The sequence below is a fragment of the Paenibacillus sp. G2S3 genome, from assembly GCF_030123105.1.
Taxonomy (GTDB): domain Bacteria; phylum Bacillota; class Bacilli; order Paenibacillales; family Paenibacillaceae; genus Paenibacillus_AQ.
In genome coordinates, this window is sequence record NZ_CP126095.1 from 1 (window position 1) to 26,480 (window position 26,480).

The following is a 26,480-nucleotide window of genomic DNA, read 5'->3' on the forward strand; positions in this document are numbered from 1 at the left end:
GTGGACAGCCATACTTCCGAATTATGGCAGCAAATTTTATCGATTATTCAAACCAAATTAAGCAAGCCGAGCTTTGATACCTGGTTTAAGGCTACTAAAGCGATAACCTTCAACTCCCAGGTTCTCATTATCTCGGCACCTACAACGTTCGCAGTAGAATGGCTGGAAAGTCGCTACACCAAACTAGTAGGAGCAACGGTCTACGAAGTCACTGGGAAACAAGTGGATGTAAAATTTGTGATTGAAGAAAGCAAGCCGCCTGAGCTTGTAGTTCAACAATCCGCTCCCACTCCCGTAGTATCACGAGAAGAAGCGCAAACGCATCTACTCAATCCCAAGTACACTTTTGACACTTTTGTAATCGGCTCCGGCAACCGTTTTGCGCATGCAGCCTCACTGGCAGTAGCCGAAGCACCGGCCAAAGCATACAATCCCTTGTTTTTATACGGTGGAGTAGGTCTGGGCAAAACCCATTTAATGCACGCCATTGGGCACTATGTTCTGGAACATAACCCGAATAACAAGGTTATTTACATCTCATCAGAGAAATTCACGAATGAATTTATCAATTCGATCCGTGATAACCGCGGTGAAAGCTTCCGCAATAAGTATCGTAACGTTGACATTTTGCTTATTGACGATATTCAATTCCTCGCTGGAAAAGAGTCCACGCAGGAGGAGTTTTTTCATACGTTCAATGCGCTCCACGAAGAACGCAAGCAAATTATCATCTCCAGCGACCGACCGCCAAAGGAAATTCCCACACTGGAAGAACGACTGCGTTCCCGGTTCGAATGGGGCTTGATTACGGATATTCAACCACCCGATTTAGAAACCCGAATTGCGATTTTGCGCAAAAAGGCGAAGGCAGAGAACCTTGATATCCCTAATGAGGCCATGATGTATATTGCTAACCAGATTGACACCAATATTCGTGAGCTGGAGGGTGCATTAATCCGGGTTGTTGCTTACTCTTCGCTAACTAACCAGGATGTAACCACTCATTTGGCAGCTGAAGCACTCAAGGATATTATTCCTTCCAGCCGGCCTAAGATGATTACCATCGCTGATATTCAGCAAAAAGTCGGTGAATACTACAATTTACGCCTTGAAGACTTCAAAGCGCGAAAACGTACGAAAGCCGTAGCTTTTCCACGTCAAATCGCAATGTATCTCTCCCGTGAACTAACGGATTATTCGCTCCCTAAAATTGGTGAGGCATTCGGAGGACGTGACCATACGACCGTAATTCATGCGCATGATAAAATTACACAGTCATTAAAGGTCGATCAGGAGTTGTACAAAGTGGTAAATAATCTTGCGGAGAAAATTAAAAATCCTTCCTAAGAGGAACAAAGAGCCTATACACAATCTATACACATGTGGGTAGGCTTAATTTTATGCTATTTGATAGGGTTATCCACATATTAGACGCCCCTACTACTAATACTATTAAATAACTATAATAATTCATCATGTAAAGACGCGTAATAAAGAGATACAAATACAACGAAATTCCCAATTTTTCAGCTAGGAGTGAAATCATGAAAATAAGCATTCTTAAAAATGAACTCAACGAATCCATTCAACACGTATCCAAAGCTATCTCCAGTAGAACAACCATCCCAATTCTGACCGGTATTAAGCTGGAAGTTAGCCATCAAGGCGTCACATTAACTGCAAGCGACACCGATATTTCGATTCAATCGTTTATTCCAGCAGAGAATGACAGCCATACGATCGTGAAGATAGATCAGCCAGGAAGTGTTGTTCTTCCCGCTAAATTTTTCGTCGAGATTATTAAGAAGCTGCCCTCCAAAGAGATTCACATGGAAGTTAAAGAAGGATTCCAAACGTATATTTCTTCTGGATCCACAGAGATTCAGATCGTAGGTTTAGATCCTGAAGAATTCCCAGTGCTACCAAGCATTGAGGAGAATGATACCATCTCTATGCCAGGTGATTTGCTGAAAAATATGATTAAACAAACTGCTTTTTCTATTTCTACCCAAGAGACAACTCCGATTTTAACAGGTATACTGTGGAATCTGGCCGATAATGAATTTAAGTTTACAGCGACAGACCGTCACCGCTTAGCTACAAGAGCAGCAAGACTAGAAGGTACGGAGAATGTCCAATTTGCAAATATCGTAATCGCCGGTAAAACCCTTAATGAGCTAAGCAAAATTATCCCTGATCAAAATATGCTGGTGGATATTGTGGTTGCGGACAATCAAGTTCTCTTTAAAATCGACAAAGTACTGTTCTACTCACGGATCCTTGATGGAATTTATCCGGATACTTCTAGAATTATTCCAACAACCTACAAAACAGAACTAACTTTGGACACAAAAAAATTAAGCGAATCGATTGATCGCGCTTATTTGCTGTCCCGTGAAGAAAAAACTAATATTGTTCGCATGCAGACGCTTGAGCAAGGTGGTATTGAAATTTCTTCTAGCTCTTCAGAGCTTGGTAAAGTTCGCGAGGAACTTGAAGTCATTGATTTCAAAGGTGAACCGCTCAAAATATCTTTCAACTCCAAATATATGCTTGATGTCCTAAAAGTTATTGAGAGTGAGCAGCTTGTCATAGCATTTACAGGGATGATGAGTCCGATCATTTTGAAGCCACTTGACCAAACTAATAGCTTGTATATCATTTTGCCTTACCGTACAACAAACTAATGCCAACATTCATGAACATGTGGATAAGTGGCTGAAAGGATAAAAACGATGAAGAAAATACTTATCCACAGTGGATATATTAAGCTGGACCAATTCCTGAAACTTTCTGATTGTGTATCCACAGGTGGAATGGCTAAAGCTTTACTGCAGGAAGGACATGTATTGGTTAACGGAGAAGTAGAGGAACGGCGTGGAAGAAAACTTTATCCGGGTGACAAAATCGAAGTGCAGGACAACGGTACCTTTGAGGTTGAAGGCGGAGGAGTCAAAGAGGAGTAGGCTAGGGGAGGAACCATTTCGTGTTTGTTAAAAATATCGGTCTGCAGCATTATCGGAATTACGGGCTGCTGCGTCTGGAGAGCTTGGGCGATGTGAATCTGATTCTGGGTCAGAACGCCCAAGGCAAAACAAACCTCATGGAGGCATTGTTCGTCCTGGCGATGACCAAAAGCCACCGCACCTCGAAGGATCGCGAACTTATCTCATTCGATGCCCCTGGAGACGCTGCTCAGATCATTGCCGAGGTAGAACGTAAGTACGGCGATCTCAAGCTAGAGCTGACCCTATCTGCCAAAGGTAAAAAAGCTAAAATTAACGGTTTAGAACAACGACGTCTTAGTGAGTTTGTGGGATCACTCAATGTGGTCATGTTTGCACCGGAAGACTTAGAGATCGTCAAAGGCACACCTGGCATCAGACGGCGTTTTCTCGATATGGAGATTGGCCAAGTCCAGCCTAGTTATCTATTTCACCTCCAGCAGTATCAAAAAATCCTTTTGCAAAGAGGCAATTTGCTGAAGCAGTTATGGGGGAAAGAGGCAGCAGGAAAAGACCTGTTGGAAATCTGGGATGCTCAACTTGTGGAGCACGGTGTTAAAATCGTAAAAAAAAGGAAACAATTCATAAAGAAGCTGCAAATATGGGCTGAAAGCATACACCGGGGGATTACGAACGGCGGAGAAGAACTGAAATTGCTCTATGTCCCCTCTTTCGGCGATCGGGATGAGGAAGATGAAGCTGTCTTATTAGACAATTTTATGTTAAAGTTATCACAAACAAGAGAACAAGAAATCAGGCGCGGCATGACGCTGACGGGTCCCCATCGGGATGACCTGTCCTTTTTTATCAACGGACGGGAAGCTCAGGTCTACGGTTCTCAGGGACAGCAGCGTACCACGGCTTTATCGCTCAAGCTGGCGGAAATCGAGTTGATCCATGAAGAAATCGGAGAATATCCTGTGCTGCTTCTTGATGATGTTTTATCCGAGCTTGATCCTTACCGACAGACCCAGCTTATTGAAACCTTTCAAAGCAAGGTACAGACATTCATTACCGCTACCGGGATTGAGGGTCTGAATGCCGATAAATTAAAGGGCGCCAGCCTATATCATGTTCATGATGGAAAAGTGGAGTTATAAAGAGCGGAGGAAGATCATGTATATTCATTTGGGCGGGGAGAAAATTATTCGCTCTTCGGAGTTAATTGCAATATTTGATATTTCGATTGAGAAATCTTCCAAGGTGTCTAAGCAATTCGTCATTCACTCTGAGCAGGACAAGAAGCTTGAGCGGATTGGTGAAGAGGAAGCAAAATCTATTGTCGTCACTAAAAATATCGTGTATTACTCCCCCATTTCCTCCTCCACTCTCAAAAAAAGAGCCAAAATTTTGCTCGAAATATAACTTGCGTTTAGTAACAAAGAGATAATCTGAAAGAAGTAGGTGAAGGCATGTCAATGAATCAACCGACATATGATGAGAGCCAGATTCAGGTACTGGAAGGGCTAGAAGCTGTCCGGAAACGTCCGGGCATGTATATTGGTTCCACTAGTTCTAAAGGTCTCCATCACTTGGTGTGGGAGGTCGTAGATAATAGTATCGATGAAGCCCTAGCAGGTTATTGTGACCGGATTCAAGTGATTATTCATGAGGATAACGCGATTACTGTTATCGATAATGGACGTGGCATACCTGTAGGTGAAAATGAAAAACTTAAAAAGTCGACGCTTGAAGTTGTAATGACAGTACTGCATGCAGGCGGTAAATTCGGCGGCGGCGGATATAAAGTATCAGGCGGCTTACACGGTGTGGGTATCTCTGTAGTAAATGCCTTGTCTGAGAAGGTTGTTGTTAATGTTAAGCGTGATGGGCATATTTATCAGCAGGAATACAGACGTGGTGCACCACAGTATGATATCAAAGTGGTTGGAGATACGGACGAGACAGGTACGACTACAACTTTTCATCCGGACCCTGAAATCTTTACTGAAACCACGGTCTTTGAATATGCGACACTGCTTACTCGTATTCGGGAGCTAGCTTTTCTTAACAAAGGAATTGAGCTTTCACTGCATGATGAGCGGACCGATGTCACCAACGTGTTCAAATACGAGGGTGGTATCGTTGAATATGTGAAATATCTGAATGAGAAAAAAGAAGCGCTGCACGAGGAACCCATCTACGTGGAAGGCTCACGAGATATGATTCAGGTTGAAGTAGCTCTCCAATATAACGATTCGTATACAGAGAACATCTATTCTTTTGCGAATAATATTAATACGCATGAGGGCGGAACGCATGAATCCGGCTTTAAAAGTGCGCTAACACGTATCATCAACGATTACGCTCGTAAAGCGGGTGTGCTGAAGGATGGTAACTCAAATCTGACTGGTGACGACGTGCGTGAAGGATTGACAGCAATTATTTCTGTCAAAATTCCAGAGCCTCAGTTCGAAGGTCAAACGAAGACCAAGCTCGGAAATAGTGAAGTCCGCGGAATTGTAGAATCACTGTTTGGAGAGAAATTGCAGGAATTCCTGGAAGAGAATCCGGCAGTCTCACGCCGAGTCCTTGAGAAGTCGCTTTCAGCTTCACGTGCACGAGAAGCCGCTCGTAAGGCTCGTGAGTTAACCCGTCGTAAGAGTGCGCTTGAAGTCAGTGCACTACCTGGTAAACTTGCGGACTGTTCATCCAAGGATGCGTCAATCAGTGAACTGTATATCGTCGAAGGTGACTCTGCGGGTGGATCGGCCAAGCAGGGCCGGGATCGTCATTTCCAAGCGATTCTACCGCTACGTGGTAAGATTCTAAACGTAGAAAAGGCACGATTAGACCGTATTCTATCCAACGCCGAAATCCGGGCTATCATTACTGCTCTTGGTACAGGGATCAGCGATGACTTTGACCTATCGAAGGCTCGTTACCATAAAGTCGTTATTATGACGGATGCCGACGTCGATGGAGCTCATATTAGAACGCTGTTGTTAACATTCTTCTACCGTTACATGCGGAAGCTAGTAGATGCCGGTTATATCTATATCGCACAACCGCCACTGTTCAAGATAGAACGCAACAAAGTGATCCGTTATGCAGGTAGCGAGAAGGAACGCGATGAGATTATCGCCTCTTTTGGTGAGAATGTTAAGGTCAATGTTCAGCGTTACAAAGGTTTGGGTGAAATGAATGCTACCCAGCTGTGGGACACGACGATGGATCCTGAGGCTCGTATGATGCTACAAGTAACGATTGAAGATGCAATGCTCGCTGATAGTATCTTTGATACGCTGATGGGCGATAATGTTGAACCTAGACGTGACTTTATCCATGAGCATGCGAAGAGCGTTAGATACCTTGATGTGTAAGATTAAGCGAGAAATATAAGATATAAAGTATGGTGTGAAACTTTTACTTTCTTATATTTAAACAAAACCTCCGGCTTCTGTTCCTAATGGAATGAGAATGCTGGAGGTTTTTTGATTTCAGAGCTTTTTTTAGGCTTTGGTGTATTGTCTGTTGCGGGTAGTGTAGGGGGATTTTCTAGCTTTTACACGTCCGTATGCTACAGCATAGCGGTGTATTCTACGATAGATAGATTTATCCGGAAATAGCTTGAATACAACAATAGATGGAAGCGTGTTGACCTCAAGCAGCCACATATCCATATGCTGATCCATAGCAATATCCAGACCAATTTCTTTAATTCCTGGATAGGTAGTTTCCAATTGGCCTGCAATTTGTACGCCTAAAGATTTTAATTGATTAATCATGGAGAGTGTTTCAGAAGGATCCATATGATTTTTTAATAATGTATTTACCGATAAAATACTGCCTCCACTATGATAATTGGTGACGATTTTCTGAGGGGCAGCTACTCTTCCGAGCATTCCTGTCGTTTCCCATGCGCCGGATGGAGCCTTTTGGGCAAGAACTCGAAGGTCGAAGGGACGATCTTGGTGACGTAGGAGATCAATTCCTTTTTGGATCAGGTAGGTACGGTTCTGAATTCTTTTTTGTAAGGCCTCATGCAGCTCTTCGGGGGAGAAGAAGACTTCTGCCGTCTTTGCATATCTTAAAATATATAGGATCTGTGCTTCTTGCTGTTTTATCTCCTCGTTATTGGCGGTGGTATTCATTTCAGTCTTCTGCTGGCTAGGACTTAAAATCACCGTACGCTGCTCAGCTCTCATTACACCAATACCAAAGCTTCCGCGATCGGGTTTTATATAGACCATAGCATATAACGCAAGCATTTCTTTAAGAACACTTAAATCGTATTTACGAGTATCTGGCACATATAGAGATAGAGATTGATTTTGAAGGATGACTTTTGTTTTAGCCCATTTACTTGGGACACGTTGAATCTTCATTATCTTCCTCCTTAACAATTTTGTGCAGCATTTGATCCTTTGAATTCCTTTGTGCAAAACTTGCTGTGGAAGCATAATCTTTGGCAGCTGAAAATCAGGACAAGCTACCTAAACAATGGTATAATATAAGGATATGGGGTTATGCCTTATCGAACGATACTAGGATAATAAAACCGTGTTTCTTGTCTTTACAGTCTATGTACTAAAGACATTTGCGGAAAGGGCGAATACCCTAATCAGCGCAAAAGAAATCAATATTAGAAGATAAAAGGCTATCATGTTTAATTGTGCTACTTTTGTGAAAGTAATATAATTAAGGGTAGCGGTTTTTTAACTGAAGGAGGTCCAGCAACTCATGGCTGAACAAAATAACCCACAAGTCAAAGATCGGGACATTGGCGTGGAAATGCGTGAATCCTTTATGGATTACGCAATGAGCATCATTGTTAGCCGGGCTTTGCCAGATGTGCGGGACGGACTCAAGCCGGTTCACCGACGCATTTTGTTTGCGATGTCGGAACTTGGAATGTCTGCGGATAAGCCTCATAAGAAATCGGCAAGAATCGTCGGTGAGGTTATCGGTAAGTACCACCCTCACGGTGACTCAGCCGTCTATGAAACAATGGTACGGATGGCTCAGGATTTCTCTATGCGCTATATGCTTGTGGACGGTCACGGGAACTTTGGTTCGATTGATGGTGATATGGCTGCAGCGATGCGTTATACAGAAGCTCGTCTTTCCAAGATTGCAGGCGAAATGCTTCGAGATTTGAACAAAGAAACAGTTGATTTCGCACCCAACTATGATGGTGAAGAGAATGAGCCAGTTGTATTGCCAGCTCGTTATCCGAACCTGCTCGTAAATGGGGTATCTGGTATAGCTGTAGGTATGGCTACTAATATTCCACCGCATAACCTAGGTGAAGTTATCGATGGCGTGCAGGCGATGATTAAGAACCCTGATATCACACCTATGGAATTGATGGAGTATATTCAAGGTCCTGACTTCCCTACGGCTGGATATATTTTGGGTCGTGAGGGCATTCGCCAGGCATATCGTACGGGACGCGGTTCAGTCACCATGCGTGCGAAGGCAACCATTGAAGAGAACAACGGTAAGGCTCGCATCATTGTACATGAGCTGCCATATCAGGTGAACAAGGCAAGACTGGTTGAGAAAATCGCAGAATTAGTACGTGAGAAACGGATCGAGGGTATAACGGATCTTCGAGATGAGTCTGACCGTAACGGTATGCGTGTAGTTGTTGAGATGAGACGTGATGTGAATCCAAATGTTGTGTTGAACAATCTATATAAACATACTTCTATGCAATCTACATTTGGTATCAACATGCTGGCCATCGTGAACAACGAGCCGAAAATTCTTAATCTGCGTGATGTGCTCTATCATTATTTGCAGCACCAGATTGAAGTTATTCGTCGTCGTACTATATTTGATCTTAAAAAAGCTGAAGCACGCGCTCATATCTTAGAAGGTCTGCGTATTGCGCTGGATCATCTGGATGAAGTGATTGCGTTAATTCGCGCTTCTCGGACAACGGATATAGCCCGTGAGGGATTAATGAGCACCTTTAGCCTCAGTGTAGAGCAAGCTCAAGCGATCCTCGACATGCGGATGCAGCGTCTGACCGGTCTGGAAAGAGAAAAGATCGAGAATGAATATAACGAATTGTTAGCTAAAATTGCAGAGTACCGTGAAATTTTGGCGAATGAGCATCTTGTACTGGAAATCATCAGCAACGAGCTGCAGGATATCCGTGATAGATATTCTGATGAACGCCGGACAGAGATTACCGTTGGTGAAGAAAGTATCCTGGATGAAGACCTTATTCCGCGTGAAGAGGTTGTTATTACTATTACGCATACGGGGTACATCAAACGTCTACCTGTCAGCACCTACCGCAGTCAGAAGCGTGGAGGGCGCGGTGTGATGGGAATGGACACCAAGGACCAGGACTTTGTGGAGCATCTCTTCGTGAGTAACTCTCATAACTATCTGATGTTCTTTACTGATAAGGGTAAGGTATACCGGATTAAAGCTTATGAGATCCCAGAGCTGGGACGTACTGCACGTGGGACACCAATCATCAACCTGATTCAAATTGAACAAGGTGAGAAGATTAGTGCTGTAATCCAAGTGGAAGAGACTGATAGTGACAAGTACTTGTTCTTTGCTACCCGCGAAGGTATCGTGAAGAAGACGCCACTTGAGGATTACAATAACATCCGCAAAGGCGGACTTATCGCTATTAACCTTCGTGAAGAGGATTCTCTAATTGAGGTTAAGCTGACAGATGGACAGCAAAATCTTATTATCGGTACAGCTCGAGGAATGTCGATTACGTTCTCAGAGAATGATGTTCGTTCTATGGGTCGTAGCGCGACTGGCGTGAAGGGCATTACGCTTGACAGTAATGACCATGTCATCGGTATGGACTGTGTCGATAAGGAGCTTGAGGTTCTGATTGTTACTAGCAAGGGTTATGGTAAACGGACACCAGCCGGTGACTATCGTTCCCAGACTCGTGGTGGTAAGGGAATCAAGACCATTAATCTGACTGAGAAGAATGGTCCTGTAGTTGGTCTTAAAGTTGTTAAGAACGACGAAGACTTAATGATCATTACTACAAGCGGTACCTTGATTCGTACCAGCATGGATGGAATCTCTACTATGGGTCGTTATGCGCAAGGGGTTAAGCTAATTAACATCCGCGAGGATGATGCTGTGGCTACTCTGTGCAGAGCAGATAAGAACGAAGAGGACGAAATGTCTGAAGATATGGAAGGCCTCGAGGAGCAAGTAGCAGTAGATGAATCTGGTGATATTGATCAACCGGAAACAATCGCTGAGGATCAAGAGGATAACTTAGAGTAGGTTATATTCAATAAAGAGCAAGGGCTTCTATTACAGAGACCCTTGCTCTTTTTGCTGTGATTAATTAATAGCTAGTTATTTAATGAAATGTAATGAGAATTTTTATAAGAATAGTTTTCATTTCACTAGTCGCTTCCTTTTATCCGTACTATAATTAGCCGATAGAGTATAAATCAGTATATAAAGTACTATTTTCTCAGAAATTATCTGTCATATTAGATTTCGGTAATCCTGAGCTTATTGTTATAGAAATTAAGGGGCTGAGTATATGCCAAGTGTATTGGTTGGAGAAGTTAAAGCAGGCTCAAAGATAACCAAAGATGTAATTACACCTTTGGGGGGGATTTTGTTCACCAAGGGAAAAATACTACTCCCCCGTGATCTAGAAATTTTAGAAGCTTTTTTGGTTGGGCAAGTAGAGATCGAAGGGGTTCAGGGAGAGGCCAACTCTGAGGCTGTCAAAAAAAACGCCAAGCAGACAGCACTTAAAGCTGGAGCGATTATAAATGAATCGATGCTGATCAAGAACAATTCCCCACTACATGATGAATATGAAAAAATGATCGCACTTATTAGGACTAGCTATCGTTCGGTAACGGCAGCCTCACTTCCTATTTTTGAGTTGCGGAGTCAGTTAGAGTTACTAATTACTCATTTGAAGGATTATCATGTGTTGAAGTTTTCTCCACGTACGCTAAAAGACGAGGATTACAACTATCACAATGCCGTGCTGTCCGCGTTAACATCATATAAGATCGCTCAGTGGTGCGGGTATCCGCAAAAGGATTGGATGCAGATCGCTTTTGCTGGATTACTACATGACATTGGAAACGCAAAAGTGGATAGTTCTCTTTTACATAAGCCGGAGTCGCTTAATAGTGCTGAAATAGAAGAGGTTCGCAGACATACTACATATGGCTATCAATTGTTGCGTAATGTTACAGCGATTAATGAAGGGGTAAGACTAACAGCATTGCAGCATCATGAGAAGGTCGACGGGTCTGGATATCCACTTAAGCTAGAAGGTAGCCAGATTCATTTTTACGCTAAAGTAGTTGCAGTAGCAGATATATTCCATGCAATGACGCTAGAAAGGGCCTATAGAAAAGCACAGTCTCCTTATTTAGTGTTAGAGCAAATAATGACAGAAAGCTTCGGTAAGCTCGATCCAGTTGTTGTACAGACCTTTATACAGAAAAGCACCGATTTGTTTAATGGAACCAGAATACGTCTGAGTGATGGTCGGCACGGGGAGATTATATTCACTGATCGTGCGAATCCTACACGTCCTATGATTAAGGTAGAGGGTGCGATTGTTAACCTAATGGTGGAGCGCGATCTGTATATTCAGGAGATTATTGCTTAGCCAGGTACGTATTGAGAGAATGCAGAACAGAGACTGTGCTAACAAGTATATAGAAGTTCATTTAGGATAATTGATAGCACAGTCTCTTATTTATAGATTATATAAAAAAAGTGTTGCAATGAATCTCTATACATGATATATTCTATTTCTGGCCGAGAAACACACATGCCGAGCTCGAAAAAGAATTAAAAAAAAGAGCTTGACATTAAACGGCCGAACATGATATAGTATAAGAGTTGCTGCTGAGACATTAAACGGCGCCAACGAGAACTTGATCTTTGAAAACTGAACAACGAGTGAGTAGGAAATCACGTAAGTGAAATCCAAAATAGAGAATTAATTTTCTCGTCAGATGTTTCAAAATGAGCATATCGCTCTTTTCAATACTAATTGGAGAGTTTGATCCTGGCTCAGGACGAACGCTGGCGGCGTGCCTAATACATGCAAGTCGAGCGGAGTTGTTTTGAAAGCTTGCTTTCAAAACAACTTAGCGGCGGACGGGTGAGTAACACGTAGGCAACCTGCCCCTTAGACTGGGATAACTACCGGAAACGGTAGCTAATACCGGATAATTTCTTTTTTCTCCTGAAGGAAGAATGAAAGACGGAGCAATCTGTCACTGAGGGATGGGCCTGCGGCGCATTAGCTAGTTGGTGGGGTAACGGCCCACCAAGGCGACGATGCGTAGCCGACCTGAGAGGGTGAACGGCCACACTGGGACTGAGACACGGCCCAGACTCCTACGGGAGGCAGCAGTAGGGAATCTTCCGCAATGGACGAAAGTCTGACGGAGCAACGCCGCGTGAGTGATGAAGGTTTTCGGATCGTAAAGCTCTGTTGCCAGGGAAGAACGTCCGGTAGAGTAACTGCTATCGGAGTGACGGTACCTGAGAAGAAAGCCCCGGCTAACTACGTGCCAGCAGCCGCGGTAATACGTAGGGGGCAAGCGTTGTCCGGAATTATTGGGCGTAAAGCGCGCGCAGGCGGTCATTTAAGTCTGGTGTTTAAACCTTGGGCTCAACCTAAGGTCGCACTGGAAACTGGGTGACTTGAGTACAGAAGAGGAAAGTGGAATTCCACGTGTAGCGGTGAAATGCGTAGATATGTGGAGGAACACCAGTGGCGAAGGCGACTTTCTGGGCTGTAACTGACGCTGAGGCGCGAAAGCGTGGGGAGCAAACAGGATTAGATACCCTGGTAGTCCACGCCGTAAACGATGAGTGCTAGGTGTTAGGGGTTTCGATACCCTTGGTGCCGAAGTTAACACAGTAAGCACTCCGCCTGGGGAGTACGGTCGCAAGACTGAAACTCAAAGGAATTGACGGGGACCCGCACAAGCAGTGGAGTATGTGGTTTAATTCGAAGCAACGCGAAGAACCTTACCAGGTCTTGACATCCCTCTGAATCTGCTAGAGATAGCAGCGGCCTTCGGGACAGAGGAGACAGGTGGTGCATGGTTGTCGTCAGCTCGTGTCGTGAGATGTTGGGTTAAGTCCCGCAACGAGCGCAACCCTTAACTTTAGTTGCCAGCAAGTCATGTTGGGCACTCTAGAGTGACTGCCGGTGACAAACCGGAGGAAGGTGGGGATGACGTCAAATCATCATGCCCCTTATGACCTGGGCTACACACGTACTACAATGGCCGGTACAACGGGAAGCGAAGCCGCGAGGTGAAGCCAATCCCATCAAAGCCGGTCTCAGTTCGGATTGCAGGCTGCAACTCGCCTGCATGAAGTCGGAATTGCTAGTAATCGCGGATCAGCATGCCGCGGTGAATACGTTCCCGGGTCTTGTACACACCGCCCGTCACACCACGAGAGTTTACAACACCCGAAGTCGGTGGGGTAACCCGCAAGGGAGCCAGCCGCCGAAGGTGGGGTAGATGATTGGGGTGAAGTCGTAACAAGGTAGCCGTATCGGAAGGTGCGGCTGGATCACCTCCTTTCTATGGAGAATCGTTTCCTGCAATGGAGACATTCAAATCGGAAGTTAAACTTCCAAATCTCAGGTTTAGGCCTGTTACTCACTCGTTGCTCAGTTTTGAGAGTTTAAGCTCTCAAGTAAGACTTGATCCTTGAAAACTGGATACCGAAACGAATTTGCGTTTTAGAACATCTTTTAGCAACTTGTGCAAACAAGTAAATGTTATTAGTGAGATGATTCCAAGAGAAATGTCATTGTATGATATTTTCCTGCGGAAAAATCAAGGTTAAGCTAATAAGAGCACACGGAGGATGCCTAGGCGCCAGGAGCCGACGAAGGACGTGGCGAACAACGAAACTGCCTCGGGGAGCTGTAAGCAAGCTTTGATCCGGGGGTGTCCGAATGGGGAAACCCAGCTGTGGTAATTCGCAGTTACTCATTTCTGAATACATAGGAAATGTAGAGGCAGACCAGGGGAACTGAAACATCTAAGTACCCTGAGGAAGAGAAAACAATAGTGATTCCGTCAGTAGCGGCGAGCGAACGCGGAACAGCCTAAACCTAAGAGCTTGCTCTTAGGGGTTGTGGGACGTCTCACATGGAGTTACAAAGGAATATGGTAGGCGAAGAGGTCTGGAAAGGCCCGCGATAGAGGTAAAAGCCCTGTAGCCTAAACTGTGTTCTCTCCGAGACGGATCCCGAGTAGTGCGGGGCACGTGAAACCCCGTATGAATCCAGCAGGACCATCTGCTAAGGCTAAATACTACCTGGCGACCGATAGTGAAACAGTACCGTGAGGGAAAGGTGAAAAGCACCCCGGAAGGGGAGTGAAATAGAACCTGAAACCGTGTGCTTACAAAAAGTCAGAGCCCTATTTATGGGTGATGGCGTGCCTTTTGTAGAATGAACCGGCGAGTTACGTTTAACATGCAAGGTTAAGCCGAGAAGGTGGAGCCGCAGCGAAAGCGAGTCTGAATAGGGCGATTTAGTATGTGGACGTAGACCCGAAACCGTGTGATCTACCCCTGTCCAGGGTGAAGGTGCGGTAACACGCACTGGAGGCCCGAACCCACGTACGTTGAAAAGTGCGGGGATGAGGTGGGGGTAGCGGAGAAATTCCAATCGAACTCGGAGATAGCTGGTTCTCCCCGAAATAGCTTTAGGGCTAGCCTCGGTATAAGAGTAGTGGAGGTAGAGCACTGATTGGGTGCGGGGTCCGCAAGGATTACCAAGCTCAGTCAAACTCCGAATGCCATATACTTATTGCCGGGAGTCAGACAGTGAGTGCTAAGATCCATTGTCAAAAGGGAAACAGCCCAGACCATCAGCTAAGGTCCCCAAGTGTGTGTTAAGTGGGAAAGGATGTGGAGTTGCACAGACAACCAGGATGTTGGCTTAGAAGCAGCCACCATTGAAAGAGTGCGTAATAGCTCACTGGTCGAGTGACTCTGCGCCGAAAATGTAACGGGGCTAAACACACCACCGAAGCTATGGCTAGATACGTATGTATCTGGGGTAGGGGAGCGTTGTATGTGGGTTGAAGGTGTACCGTAAGGAGCGCTGGACAGCATACAAGTGAGAATGCCGGTATGAGTAACGAAAAGATCAGTGAGAATCTGATCCGCCGAAAGCCCAAGGTTTCCTGAGGAAGGCTCGTCCGCTCAGGGTAAGTCGGGACCTAAGGCGAGGCCGAAAGGCGTAGTCGAAGGACAACAGTTTGAAATTACTGTACCACCGTAATCCGCTATGAGCGATGGGGTGACGCAGGAGGGTAGTGACGCGGACTGATGGATATGTCCGTCTAAGCAGTGAGGCTGATGTGTAGGCAAATCCGCACATCATTAAGGCTGGGCTGTGATGGGGAGCGAAAATTGTAGTAGCGAAGGTCATGATCTCACACTGCCAAGAAAAGCCTCTAGCCAGGAGAAGGTGCCCGTACCGCAAACCGACACAGGTAGGCGAGAAGAGAATTCTAAGGCGCGCGGAAGAACTCTCGTTAAGGAACTCGGCAAAATGACCCCGTAACTTCGGGAGAAGGGGTGCCCCGGTAGTGTGAATAGCACGAGGGGGCCGCAGTGAAAAGGCCCAAGCGACTGTTTAGCAAAAACACAGGTCTGTGCGAAGCCGCAAGGCGAAGTATACGGGCTGACGCCTGCCCGGTGCTGGAAGGTTAAGGGGAGTGGTTAGGGGTAACCCGAAGCTATGAACCGAAGCCCCAGTAAACGGCGGCCGTAACTATAACGGTCCTAAGGTAGCGAAATTCCTTGTCAGGTAAATTCTGACCCGCACGAATGGCGTAACGACTTGGGCGCTGTCTCAACGAGAGATCCGGTGAAATTTTAATACCTGTGAAGATGCAGGTTACCCGCGACAAGACGGAAAGACCCCATGGAGCTTTACTGCAGCTTGATATTGAATTTGGGTACGATCTGTACAGGATAGGTGGGAGCCGTAGAAATCGGAGCGCAAGCTTCGGTGGAGGCGCCGTTGGGATACCACCCTGATCGTATCTAGGTTCTAACCTAGTACCCTTATCGGGTACGGGGACCGTGTCAGGCGGGCAGTTTGACTGGGGCGGTCGCCTCCTAAAGAGTAACGGAGGCGTTCCAAGGTTCCCTCAGAATGGTTGGAAATCATTCGAAGAGTGCAAAGGCATAAGGGAGCTTGACTGCGAGACCTACAAGTCGAGCAGGGACGAAAGTCGGACTTAGTGATCCGGTGGTACCGCATGGAAGGGCCATCGCTCAACGGATAAAAGCTACCCTGGGGATAACAGGCTTATCTCCCCCAAGAGTCCACATCGACGGGGAGGTTTGGCACCTCGATGTCGGCTCATCGCATCCTGGGGCTGAAGTAGGTCCCAAGGGTTGGGCTGTTCGCCCATTAAAGCGGTACGCGAGCTGGGTTCAGAACGTCGTGAGACAGTTCGGTCCCTATCTGTCGTGGGCGCAGGAAATTTGAGAGGAGCTGTCCTTAGTACGAGAGGACCGGGATGGACGTACCGCTGGTGCACCAGTTGTTTCGCCAGAAGCATGGCTGGGTAGCTACGTACGGACGGGATAAGCGCTGAAAGCATCTAAGCGTGAAGCCCCCCTCAAGATGAGATTTCCCAATTAGTAAGACCCCTTGAAGACGACGAGGTAGATAGGTTGGAGGTGGAAGTGCAGTAATGCATGGAGCTGACCAATACTAATCGGTCGAGGGCTTATCCTATACTTAGAACGCAAATTCAATTCGGATTCAGTTTTCAGGCGATTAAGCCTGTAACACGCTTAGAAATTCATTGTCACTTCTGGTGATGAACCGAATTTCACGCGGCAGCGTCTGTTTCACAGACGCATGTTTGGTGGCGATAGCGGAGGGGTTCCACGCGTACCCATCCCGAACACGACCGTTAAGCCCTCCAGCGCCGATGGTACTTGGACCGAAGGGTCCTGGGAGAGTAGGACGTTGCCAAGCACGCAAGACCACTGTTGAGTAATCGACAGTGGTCTTTTTGTTGTATTTATTTACTTAAAGGATTGTTAAGATTTAAATTTTGTTTGACAGACCCCATTGATTAATCCATAATACAATTCATACTAAACATATAAGAATTATAGGGGGAGCGGATTATGTCATATTTTAATGTATCTGTTAAGAAACCGGTTCTGTTGGGGGCAATAGCAGTTTTGCTATTGATGGTAATTGCAGGATGCTCGGGATCTAATAATAAGGCTGCTTCAAATAAAGATGCGCAGGAAAGTGCGAGTCCGGCAACAGCAACTCAGAGTCCTCAAGCGGCTGAGCCTGCAGTAGGAGGAACCTTTGTCTATGGACGCCCTGCTTCTGTAACCTCACTGGATTTGCATAATCAGATTACGTCCAATAATGCTTTTGCTATCGACAAAGTGTTTGAATCATTAGTTGCTTTTGACAGTAAGGGTGAAATTGTAGATTGGCTTGCCAAGTCACATAGTATTAGTCAGGATGGATTGACGTATACTTTTGAACTTCGCGATGGTCTGAAGTTTTCGAATGGTACGGATGTGACTGCCGAAGATGCCGTATTCTCCCTTGAACGTCACTTGAAGGTGGGCGGCCCACTGGCAATATCCGCAAAGGTGGAAGCAATCAAAGCGCAGGATAACAAAACGCTTGTTATTACGCTTAAAGAGCCTTATACACCATTTATCTCAGAGCTATCCAATTTCTCAAATGGCATCCTGCCTAACAATTTTGGTGGAGTTTCCGAAGAAGAATTCTTTAAGAAGCCAATCGGAACGGGACCCTTTGTAGTTGAAACATGGGATACTGCGGGTGATCTGACCTTCACTAAGAACAAATTCTACTGGCAAGAAGGTAAACCATATATTGATAAGCTTATTTATAAGTTAATTGAGGATGATAGCCAAGCAATTAACCAGCTGAAGGCTGGGGAAGTTAATGCTATTGAATCTTTAGCGCTGCAAAATGCCAATGAGATCAAAGATGGAACTGACACTAAAGTAATTACTAACGGCAGTTGGGTGACAGAGCAATTGTTCTTTAATACGCTGGATGAACATTTCTCGGATGTGCATGTTCGCCGCGCTCTCGCTCTTGTACTTGATCGTGAAGGCTTGACCAAAGCGTTAACCTTTGGATATGCACAGACGGCAAACTCATTGCTGCCAACAACGATTCCTTATAACTCCAATGATACAATCAAGGCTCTGAACTTCAATGTCGAGGCGGCCAAGGAGGAGCTTGCTAAATCTGCCTTCCCTAATGGATTCACTACTAAATTACTTGTAGCTTCCGGCAATAGTACAAGAGCACAAGAAGCACAAATTATTCAGGCAGCCGGCCAAACGATTGGAATAAAAATTGAGATCGAATCGATTGAGCTTGCTACTTTCCGTGAACGTTTCTTTGCATATGATTTTGCGGCAATGCTGAACAGCGGCCAAGCGGATTCCCCGGAGGCGAACTCGATCATTGCTTTCCAAACCGATCCGGAAGGCTTCAGTAAATCGTATTGGACGCATTATACGAATGATGAAGTAACTAAGCTTCTATATGAGGGCCAAAAAACTGCGGATGGCGATGCTCGTGCGCAAATCTATACTAAACTACTGCAGACACTTGCTGATGAAGTGCCGTATATTCCGCTTTATTATCCAGATGTTTTGAAAGGTATTCGTTCTTCTGTTGATGGTCTTGTTGTTCTACCTAACGGTAGCGCCCGTTTTGAAGATGTCCGCATCAGCCAATGACGAATCTTAAGCAGGTGCTAAATCAACCTAGAGGAAGTAAGGACTCTTATAACTGGCTTGTGATATCTCTTATAAAAGCATTGGCAGTGATCTGCTGCGTAATGATAGCAGTCTTTTTCATCATTCGAATTGTACCGGGAGATCCAGCTAAAATGATCCTGGGAGAATACAGTACGCCTGAGGCGCTCAAGAGTATGCATCATACTCTTGGGCTGGACCTCCCTTTATGGGAGCAGTTCATACGATTTGTGAAGACGCTGTTTACTCAAGGTGATACTGGCAACTCCATTGTTATGGGGACATCAACAAGAGAGTTGATTATGCAGCGGGCCCCCGTCACTTTGTTGCTCATAGTGATGGCGTGTGTGTTAGCGATTTTCGTATCACTTCTGCTTGCTACAGTAGCAGCTACGCATAAGGATAAACTGCTGGATCATTTAATACGTATTTTTCCTACAATAACTTTGGGTATGCCAATCTTCTGGGTTGGCTTACTTTTAATTTTGCTCTTTAGTGTCCGGCTTGGCTGGTTTCCTGTTGGGGGAGTGAGTGAAGGGTGGATAGGAACCTTGCATAGTCTTGCGCTTCCAGCAATCACCGTTGCTTTTTCACAGATTCCTACGCTGGTTCGTTCGTTAAGATCACAGATGCTTGAAGTGTTGGAATCGGATTTTGTAGTCACACTTAAGGCTGCTGGAATACCAAATAGGGTTATTTTATTTAAACATGTGCTGCGCAATTCTGCTCTTCCTACGCTAATGCTGCTGGGTGTGAATATTTCTTATCTAATCGGTGGTACGTTGGTTGTTGAACAGGTATTTGGAATTAAGGGGATTGGCAGCTTGTTGTTTACTTCAATTTCGAAACGGGACTTTCCGGTTATTCAAGGAATAGCACTTTACTGTGCGCTATCTGTTGTGATCATCAGTCTCTTGATTGAAATCATTTCCTGGTGGCTTGATCCCAGAACGAAGGGAAAACAATGAAAACGATAAGACTAGAATCACAATTGTATGAGGATGGCAAGATAACTAGCGGCTTAAAACGAATATGGAATACCCCTTCACTTCTAGTGGGAATGATTATGTTTGCAGCTCTTATTCTCTTGACTGTGTTCATACCGTATATAAGTCCCTATGATCCCTCTGAGCAAAATTTGAGTGCCTTTCTTCAGCCTCCGTCGGCCGTACACTGGTTAGGAACCGATCAGCTGGGACGTGATCTGTTTACTAGATTGATTTATGCAGCGAGGACCGATTTAAAAATCATGGTCTTGGCAGAAATCATTCCCTTTTGCACAGGTGTGTTCCTAGGAATGCTAGCAGGATATTACGGCAAATGGATTGATACAGTTATTACGTTGCTGTCAGATACGTTGATCGCTTTTCCTTTTTATCTAATCGTCATTATTGTTGCTTTTGCCAGTGGAGCAGGAGAACGAGGCATTTATATTACTTTTATCCTTGTAGGTTGGATTGTCTTTGCCCGTGTCGTGAGAGGTCTTAGTGCATCTTTCCGCAATCAGGAATGGGTGGCATCCGCTCAAACCTTAGGGCTACCCGGTGTAAGAATTATATTACGTCATCTGCTGCCCAATGTACTTCCGCAAGCCGTGGTCGTCCTTATGACAGATATGATTGGCTTGCTTGTTGCCATTGTTACGCTCGGGTATCTTGGGATCGGCATTACACCGCCAACTCCAGACTGGGGGACAATGATCTCGGATGGACAGCCCTTCATCACTACAGCTTGGTGGCTATCAGCTGTCCCTGGATTTGCAGTGGTGTATACCGGAATAGCTTTGTCGCTCCTAGGTGATGGTTTGGCAGACATATGGAGGAAAAAATGATGTCTATACAACCCATTTTAGAAATAAACGCACTATCGCTGGCAGCGAAGTCTAATGAAAGATTAGTCAAAAATGTTAGCTTTTCGCTGGGCAAAGGGGAGAGTCTGGGATTAGTAGGTGAATCAGGTTCAGGAAAATCGCTTACGCTGCGTGCAATTCTCGGACTACTTCCAAACGGTGTTGAACAGATAGGTGGCACCATTAAGAGTGACGTAAGTAGTGCGATGGTGTTTCAAGATCCAAGAGGTGCGCTTGATCCACTCTGTATGGTTGTCAATCAGTTAGCTGAAGTCGTGTATTACAGACAGAGAGTAAGCCGAAAGGCTTCGCGAATGATTGCGCTGGAGCTACTCGAAAGGCTTGGTCTGCCAGATTCTTTAAAGAAAAAGGACCGGTATCCAAGTCAGCTGTCAGGCGGTCAGTGTCAACGGGTAGTCATTGCTCTAGCATTGGCATGCAAGCCAGGTATTCTTCTCTGTGATGAGCCGACAACGGCGCTGGATGTCACGGTTCAACGACAAATTATTGAAACGATCACAAACCTTCAGCATGAGTTGGGATTCGCCATGGTTTTTGTTACGCATAATCTCGCGATTGCGGCCAACTTGTGCTCACGGCTATGTGTGATGAAACAAGGGCAGATTGTGGAGCATGGCGCTACTCTTGATATTTTGCAAAATCCATCCGACCTTTACACACAGATGCTGATTGATTCGGTGCTTCCTTTGCCAGAGCTTGAAGGGAGTAGAGACTCATGGAACTAGCCTTGCAAATAAAAGATTTAACTGTTCACTATGGCGGGTTTACTGCACTGGATTGTATCAATTTGAATCTTGAGCAGCACACCACCCTTGGACTTGTTGGAGAATCCGGCTCAGGGAAATCTACGCTGGCGCGAGTAATTGCTGGACTGATTGCCCCGTATGAGGGGGAGATCCTATTAGGTACTCAAGAGTTAAAAAAGAAAAGAAGTCGTGAGCAGCGTAAAATAATCCAGATGATCTTCCAAAATCCGGATGCATCGCTGAACCCTAAACATTCGATTAGAGAAATTCTTTCCGAGCCCTTATTGTTTCATAAAATTGTGGGTCGTACAGGCGTTGAGCAAAGATGTAAAGCGCTTTTGAACCAGGTTCATTTGGAGCAAAAGGCTTTAGATAAATTCCCGCACGAATTTTCTGGTGGTCAGCGGCAACGGATAGCGATCGCTCGCGCATTAAGTGTTGAACCGAATATCCTTATTGCGGATGAGCCTACGAGCGCATTGGATGTATCTGTGCAGCTTAGTGTGCTCGAGCTGTTTAATACGCTGAAAGCTGAGCTTAATCTCACCATGCTTTTTATTTCCCATGATCTAGGAGTCATTAATGCAATTAGTGATACGGTAGCAGTCATGCGGCAAGGAAAGCTCGTGGAGCAGAGTCCGAAAGATCAATTCTTCATCCGGCCTAAACATGAATACAGTTACGAGCTGTTGTCGGCGGTTCCGAAAATGCCAAAATCAAGTACATCAGGAGGTTTCTTATGAGCCCAGAACATAAAGGATATGTACCACTTTCACTGGCTGAGTACAATAAGCTTACACATTTGATTTCCAAAATCTTGTTTACTGAGCATCTACCAGTTATCATCCCAGCTGAAGCAATTCTGGGGATCGAGGCAGTGGCTGCCGGTATAGCTGCGCCTGGTCGGACCATTGTAAATATAGTAACAGGTCCCTATGGAAGTTTATTTGGAAAATGGCTTGAGCGGGGAGGTGCAACGGTTATTGAAGTAAAGGTTCCGTTTGATGAAGTGGTAACTGGCGACCAAGTTACTTCCGCGATTAAAGAGTTTAACCCTTGTGCCCTTTCCTTTGTTCAGGCTGAAGTAGTTACAGGTGGATCTAATCCGGCTAAAGAAATATTTAAGATTGCAAAGGAGTTCAATCTCATTACTGTGACGGACTCGGTTTCTGCGGTTGGGGGAGAGGCGTTACTGGTTGATGAATGGGGAGTTGATTTTGCAGTGATAGGCGCGCAAAAGGCCTTGGCTGGACCTAACGGTGTTAGCGCCGTCAGTATTTCACCACGTGGCTGGGAATTTCTTGAGTCTAATAAAAATGCCCCACGCAACTCCATTCTGTCCTTGCTAGACCTGAGACCTTCGCTGGATGGCACTGCGCCGCTACGGGTTGCTCCAAATATCCCTGCTTTAGAGGCTCGAGCGCTGATTCTGGCCTTGACACGAATTGAGGAAGAGGGATTGGAGCAAGTGATTAAGCGTCATGAACGGGCTGCAGCTGCTACAGTAGCTGGCATCCATTTCTTGGGGCTTTCACCTTGGCAAAAGGACAGCAGACATTATTCTACACTGACTACAACGGTTCGGATTACTGGAAAGCAAGATTTGCAGATCGAACAGCCTATAGGCATTGTGGCTCCAGGAGACGGAGAATTATTTGGCCATCTTTTGCGGATCAATCATTTTGGAACAAATGCTGCCTTACAAAGTGTGGAGGAAGCTATATCAACGCTTGCTGAGTTGTTGAAACAAGACCCTGATCAGGCATTAGAAGCTGTTCGGCTGGCTTGGGGGGAATGAAGATGATTCACAAGCATCCAGAACTGCATACATTCAAGAATATTTATATAGCAGGTATCGAAGGTAAACGTTTTGATGTTGTGATTAAGGATGGTTATTTTTTATCTATAACTGAAATAGAGCCGCAACAAAATAATTCAACTCTTACAGGGACAGATCTATGGATTAGTCCAGGTATTATAGATCTTCATACGCATATGGCTTGGACAGACTTTGACCATGCAGATCAATTAAAGCGCGACTCCCAGCAGATCGAAGCCATGCAGGCACAAGCTTTTGAGGCTACTTTAAGGACAGGTGTAACGACTGTACGTGATGCAGGCGGAATTCTGCCCAGCACAGTGCAGCATCTTGTTCAGCAATATCAGCAGCCTTTAAGAGTACATACCAGCAGCGATATGCTTGGAGTAGCAGATGCCCATGGACTTAAGCATTTGGAACAACGGATGGCAGAGATCTTTGCTACAGGAGCGGGTTGGATAAAAATCATGGCCACAGGTGGTCTTGGAGCACCTACCGAGAAAGTGGTTGATCCGATCTTTTCCGAAGAAGAATTCGCGTTCATTGTTCGTAATGCACATGACCACGATAAGAAGGTGCTGGTTCACACCTGGGGTGGAGTGACGATAGATTGGTCCATCCAGGCCGGTGTGGAATCTATAGAGCATGGGATGTTTCTAACTGAAGATCAGGCGGGAAGGCTTGCTAATTCGGGGGTAGCTTTTGTACCTACTACATCCATCTATCGTATTGCTGCAGATCCGAAAGGTGTTCTTGCGTTGAATCCAATCATTTGTGAACGAGCTGCCCGTGCTGCTGAATCACATTCCAAAGCCATTAATTATGCAAAAAGAGAAGGTGTTCGCATTGGCTTTGGCACAGACTATGCCACACCTTCACTGCATGGTTATAATCTTCAAGAGCTGGATACGTTGATTGATTATGGCTTAACTCGCAGAGAAGCATGGCAGTCTGCTACTAGAACCGCTGCTGAAATTATCGGAAGCGGCAACGAGCTGGGGCAAATTGCAGAGGGGTATATTGCAGATGCTGTTGTTTTTAAGGTGGATCCGTACCAGGCTCACAGTGCAGAGGTACTTCGAAACAGTATCGTTTCCGTAATTACTGGAGCGAAGGAAGCGGAATTAATCTAGATCCGTCTAAGCTATCTTCTAAAAACAACTGTTATCTTCTGCAGTTGTTTTTCTTTTATAGAATAGAATGGTTAAAGTCGCTTTTCTTATATACGTGCAATAAGCTTTCTTATAGCTGCTATGTATCAAATGTATATAAGGCAACAGTTTAGAAAAAAAGTGTTGCAATGAATCTCTATACATGATATATTCTATTTCTGGCCGAGAAACACACATGCCGAGCTCGAAAAAGAATTAAAAAAAGAGCTTGACATTAAACGGCCGAACATGATATAGTATAAGAGTTGCTGCTGAGACATTAAACGGCGCCAACGAGAACTTGATCTTTGAAAACTGAACAACGAGTGAGTAGGAAATCACGTAAGTGAAATCCAAAATAGAGAATTAATTTTCTCGTCAGATGTTTCAAAATGAGCATATCGCTCTTTTCAATACTAATTGGAGAGTTTGATCCTGGCTCAGGACGAACGCTGGCGGCGTGCCTAATACATGCAAGTCGAGCGGAGTTGTTTTGAAAGCTTGCTTTCAAAACAACTTAGCGGCGGACGGGTGAGTAACACGTAGGCAACCTGCCCCTTAGACTGGGATAACTACCGGAAACGGTAGCTAATACCGGATAATTTCTTTTTTCTCCTGAAGGAAGAATGAAAGACGGAGCAATCTGTCACTGAGGGATGGGCCTGCGGCGCATTAGCTAGTTGGTGGGGTAACGGCCCACCAAGGCGACGATGCGTAGCCGACCTGAGAGGGTGAACGGCCACACTGGGACTGAGACACGGCCCAGACTCCTACGGGAGGCAGCAGTAGGGAATCTTCCGCAATGGACGAAAGTCTGACGGAGCAACGCCGCGTGAGTGATGAAGGTTTTCGGATCGTAAAGCTCTGTTGCCAGGGAAGAACGTCCGGTAGAGTAACTGCTATCGGAGTGACGGTACCTGAGAAGAAAGCCCCGGCTAACTACGTGCCAGCAGCCGCGGTAATACGTAGGGGGCAAGCGTTGTCCGGAATTATTGGGCGTAAAGCGCGCGCAGGCGGTCATTTAAGTCTGGTGTTTAAACCTTGGGCTCAACCTAAGGTCGCACTGGAAACTGGGTGACTTGAGTACAGAAGAGGAAAGTGGAATTCCACGTGTAGCGGTGAAATGCGTAGATATGTGGAGGAACACCAGTGGCGAAGGCGACTTTCTGGGCTGTAACTGACGCTGAGGCGCGAAAGCGTGGGGAGCAAACAGGATTAGATACCCTGGTAGTCCACGCCGTAAACGATGAGTGCTAGGTGTTAGGGGTTTCGATACCCTTGGTGCCGAAGTTAACACAGTAAGCACTCCGCCTGGGGAGTACGGTCGCAAGACTGAAACTCAAAGGAATTGACGGGGACCCGCACAAGCAGTGGAGTATGTGGTTTAATTCGAAGCAACGCGAAGAACCTTACCAGGTCTTGACATCCCTCTGAATCTGCTAGAGATAGCAGCGGCCTTCGGGACAGAGGAGACAGGTGGTGCATGGTTGTCGTCAGCTCGTGTCGTGAGATGTTGGGTTAAGTCCCGCAACGAGCGCAACCCTTAACTTTAGTTGCCAGCAAGTCATGTTGGGCACTCTAGAGTGACTGCCGGTGACAAACCGGAGGAAGGTGGGGATGACGTCAAATCATCATGCCCCTTATGACCTGGGCTACACACGTACTACAATGGCCGGTACAACGGGAAGCGAAGCCGCGAGGTGAAGCCAATCCCATCAAAGCCGGTCTCAGTTCGGATTGCAGGCTGCAACTCGCCTGCATGAAGTCGGAATTGCTAGTAATCGCGGATCAGCATGCCGCGGTGAATACGTTCCCGGGTCTTGTACACACCGCCCGTCACACCACGAGAGTTTACAACACCCGAAGTCGGTGGGGTAACCCGCAAGGGAGCCAGCCGCCGAAGGTGGGGTAGATGATTGGGGTGAAGTCGTAACAAGGTAGCCGTATCGGAAGGTGCGGCTGGATCACCTCCTTTCTATGGAGAATCGTTTCCTGCAATGGAGACATTCAAATCGGAAGTTAAACTTCCAAATCTCAGGTTTAGGCCTGTTACTCACTCGTTGCTCAGTTTTGAGAGTTTAAGCTCTCAAGTAAGACTTGATCCTTGAAAACTGGATACCG

At 45.7% G+C, this 26,480-nt stretch carries 16 protein-coding genes and 4 rRNA genes; 19 read left to right on the forward strand and 1 reads right to left on the reverse strand.

Translation table 11 applies throughout. From position 1 onward, the window contains the following. The 6 genes from dnaA (at position 1) to gyrB (ending at position 6,328) form a co-directional block, all read left to right on the forward strand. On the forward strand, positions 1-1,347 hold the full coding sequence (gene dnaA, locus QNH28_RS00005) for a chromosomal replication initiator protein DnaA (protein WP_042183777.1): 1,347 nt from the start codon (positions 1-3) through the stop codon (positions 1,345-1,347). Between the two features lie 197 nt (positions 1,348-1,544). After that, positions 1,545-2,687 (forward strand): DNA polymerase III subunit beta, encoded by a 1,143-nt coding sequence (gene dnaN, locus QNH28_RS00010; protein ID WP_283909665.1) that lies wholly within the window; start codon positions 1,545-1,547, stop codon positions 2,685-2,687. A gap of 48 nt (positions 2,688-2,735) precedes the next feature. Beyond that, positions 2,736-2,966, forward strand: coding sequence for a S4 domain-containing protein YaaA (gene yaaA / locus QNH28_RS00015; RefSeq protein ID WP_283909666.1), 231 nt, complete (start codon positions 2,736-2,738; stop codon positions 2,964-2,966). Positions 2,967-2,986: 20 nt separating this feature from the next. Further along, positions 2,987-4,105, forward strand: coding sequence for a DNA replication/repair protein RecF (recF, locus tag QNH28_RS00020; protein ID WP_042123050.1), 1,119 nt, complete (start codon positions 2,987-2,989; stop codon positions 4,103-4,105). A 16-nt stretch (positions 4,106-4,121) separates the two neighbouring features. Then, positions 4,122-4,370, forward strand: a complete 249-nt coding sequence (remB, locus tag QNH28_RS00025; protein WP_036677731.1) for an extracellular matrix regulator RemB — start codon at positions 4,122-4,124, stop codon at positions 4,368-4,370. Between the two features lie 47 nt (positions 4,371-4,417). Then, positions 4,418-6,328 (forward strand): DNA topoisomerase (ATP-hydrolyzing) subunit B, encoded by a 1,911-nt coding sequence (gene gyrB, locus QNH28_RS00030; RefSeq protein WP_283909667.1) that lies wholly within the window; start codon positions 4,418-4,420, stop codon positions 6,326-6,328. A gap of 129 nt (positions 6,329-6,457) precedes the next feature. On the opposite strand, the gene QNH28_RS00035 is transcribed toward gyrB, so the two are convergent. After that, positions 6,458-7,333 carry a YheC/YheD family protein gene (locus QNH28_RS00035; RefSeq protein WP_283909668.1) on the reverse strand — a complete coding sequence of 292 codons (876 nt, stop codon included), beginning with the start codon at positions 7,331-7,333 and terminating at the stop codon, positions 6,458-6,460. Between the two features lie 355 nt (positions 7,334-7,688). Between QNH28_RS00035 and gyrA the strand changes: the two genes are divergently transcribed. The 13 genes from gyrA (at position 7,689) to QNH28_RS00100 (ending at position 26,334) form a co-directional block, all read left to right on the forward strand. Beyond that, positions 7,689-10,229 carry a DNA gyrase subunit A gene (gene gyrA, locus QNH28_RS00040; protein WP_283909669.1) on the forward strand — a complete coding sequence of 847 codons (2,541 nt, stop codon included), beginning with the start codon at positions 7,689-7,691 and terminating at the stop codon, positions 10,227-10,229. 268 nt (positions 10,230-10,497) lie between these two features. Then, positions 10,498-11,595: an HD-GYP domain-containing protein gene (locus QNH28_RS00045; protein ID WP_283909670.1), complete on the forward strand. Its 1,098-nt coding sequence runs from the start codon at positions 10,498-10,500 to the stop codon at positions 11,593-11,595. A gap of 387 nt (positions 11,596-11,982) precedes the next feature. Continuing rightward, a 16S ribosomal RNA gene (locus tag QNH28_RS00050) occupies positions 11,983-13,540 on the forward strand. 262 nt (positions 13,541-13,802) lie between these two features. Next, a 23S ribosomal RNA gene (locus QNH28_RS00055) occupies positions 13,803-16,731 on the forward strand. 129 nt (positions 16,732-16,860) lie between these two features. Continuing rightward, positions 16,861-16,977, forward strand: a 5S ribosomal RNA gene (rrf, locus tag QNH28_RS00060). Together the 16S, 23S and 5S rRNA genes form the textbook arrangement of a ribosomal RNA operon. A 155-nt stretch (positions 16,978-17,132) precedes the next feature. Further along, a complete protein-coding gene (locus tag QNH28_RS00065) occupies positions 17,133-18,755 on the forward strand; it encodes an ABC transporter substrate-binding protein (protein WP_283909671.1) in 1,623 nt (540 codons plus the stop codon). Further along, positions 18,752-19,741: an ABC transporter permease gene (locus tag QNH28_RS00070; protein ID WP_283909672.1), complete on the forward strand. Its 990-nt coding sequence runs from the start codon at positions 18,752-18,754 to the stop codon at positions 19,739-19,741. The genes QNH28_RS00065 and QNH28_RS00070 overlap by 4 nt, the downstream gene beginning before the upstream one ends. Beyond that, entirely contained in the window at positions 19,738-20,604 is an 867-nt protein-coding gene (locus QNH28_RS00075) for an ABC transporter permease (protein ID WP_283909673.1), read from the forward strand. The genes QNH28_RS00070 and QNH28_RS00075 overlap by 4 nt, the downstream gene beginning before the upstream one ends. Then, positions 20,601-21,368, forward strand: coding sequence for an ABC transporter ATP-binding protein (locus tag QNH28_RS00080; protein ID WP_283909674.1), 768 nt, complete (start codon positions 20,601-20,603; stop codon positions 21,366-21,368). Before QNH28_RS00075 ends, QNH28_RS00080 begins: the two co-directional genes overlap by 4 nt. Then, complete coding sequence (locus tag QNH28_RS00085; RefSeq protein ID WP_283909675.1) at positions 21,359-22,132, forward strand: ABC transporter ATP-binding protein; 774 nt, start codon at positions 21,359-21,361, stop codon at positions 22,130-22,132. Before QNH28_RS00080 ends, QNH28_RS00085 begins: the two co-directional genes overlap by 10 nt. After that, positions 22,129-23,187 (forward strand): pyridoxal-phosphate-dependent aminotransferase family protein, encoded by a 1,059-nt coding sequence (locus tag QNH28_RS00090; RefSeq protein WP_283909676.1) that lies wholly within the window; start codon positions 22,129-22,131, stop codon positions 23,185-23,187. Before QNH28_RS00085 ends, QNH28_RS00090 begins: the two co-directional genes overlap by 4 nt. A 2-nt stretch (positions 23,188-23,189) precedes the next feature. After that, positions 23,190-24,341 (forward strand): amidohydrolase family protein, encoded by a 1,152-nt coding sequence (locus tag QNH28_RS00095; protein ID WP_283909677.1) that lies wholly within the window; start codon positions 23,190-23,192, stop codon positions 24,339-24,341. Positions 24,342-24,776: 435 nt separating this feature from the next. Then, positions 24,777-26,334: ribosomal RNA gene (locus QNH28_RS00100) — 16S ribosomal RNA — on the forward strand. The last annotated feature ends 146 nt before the right edge of the window (positions 26,335-26,480 follow it).

What these genes read in the sequence shown, in the direction of transcription:
- dnaN (WP_283909665.1), top strand. Translation starts at nt 1,545, where the DNA reads ATGAAAATAAGCATTCTTAAAAATGAACTCAACGAATCCATTCAACAC.
- yaaA (WP_283909666.1), top strand. Translation starts at nt 2,736, where the DNA reads ATGAAGAAAATACTTATCCACAGTGGATATATTAAGCTGGACCAATTC.
- remB (WP_036677731.1), top strand. Translation starts at nt 4,122, where the DNA reads ATGTATATTCATTTGGGCGGGGAGAAAATTATTCGCTCTTCGGAGTTA.
- gyrB (WP_283909667.1), top strand. Translation starts at nt 4,418, where the DNA reads ATGTCAATGAATCAACCGACATATGATGAGAGCCAGATTCAGGTACTG.
- QNH28_RS00035 (WP_283909668.1), bottom strand. Translation starts at nt 7,333, where the DNA reads ATGAAGATTCAACGTGTCCCAAGTAAATGGGCTAAAACAAAAGTCATC.
- gyrA (WP_283909669.1), top strand. Translation starts at nt 7,689, where the DNA reads ATGGCTGAACAAAATAACCCACAAGTCAAAGATCGGGACATTGGCGTG.
- QNH28_RS00045 (WP_283909670.1), top strand. Translation starts at nt 10,498, where the DNA reads ATGCCAAGTGTATTGGTTGGAGAAGTTAAAGCAGGCTCAAAGATAACC.
- QNH28_RS00065 (WP_283909671.1), top strand. Translation starts at nt 17,133, where the DNA reads ATGTCATATTTTAATGTATCTGTTAAGAAACCGGTTCTGTTGGGGGCA.
- QNH28_RS00070 (WP_283909672.1), top strand. Translation starts at nt 18,752, where the DNA reads ATGACGAATCTTAAGCAGGTGCTAAATCAACCTAGAGGAAGTAAGGAC.
- QNH28_RS00075 (WP_283909673.1), top strand. Translation starts at nt 19,738, where the DNA reads ATGAAAACGATAAGACTAGAATCACAATTGTATGAGGATGGCAAGATA.
- QNH28_RS00080 (WP_283909674.1), top strand. Translation starts at nt 20,601, where the DNA reads ATGATGTCTATACAACCCATTTTAGAAATAAACGCACTATCGCTGGCA.
- QNH28_RS00085 (WP_283909675.1), top strand. Translation starts at nt 21,359, where the DNA reads ATGGAACTAGCCTTGCAAATAAAAGATTTAACTGTTCACTATGGCGGG.
- QNH28_RS00090 (WP_283909676.1), top strand. Translation starts at nt 22,129, where the DNA reads ATGAGCCCAGAACATAAAGGATATGTACCACTTTCACTGGCTGAGTAC.
- QNH28_RS00095 (WP_283909677.1), top strand. Translation starts at nt 23,190, where the DNA reads ATGATTCACAAGCATCCAGAACTGCATACATTCAAGAATATTTATATA.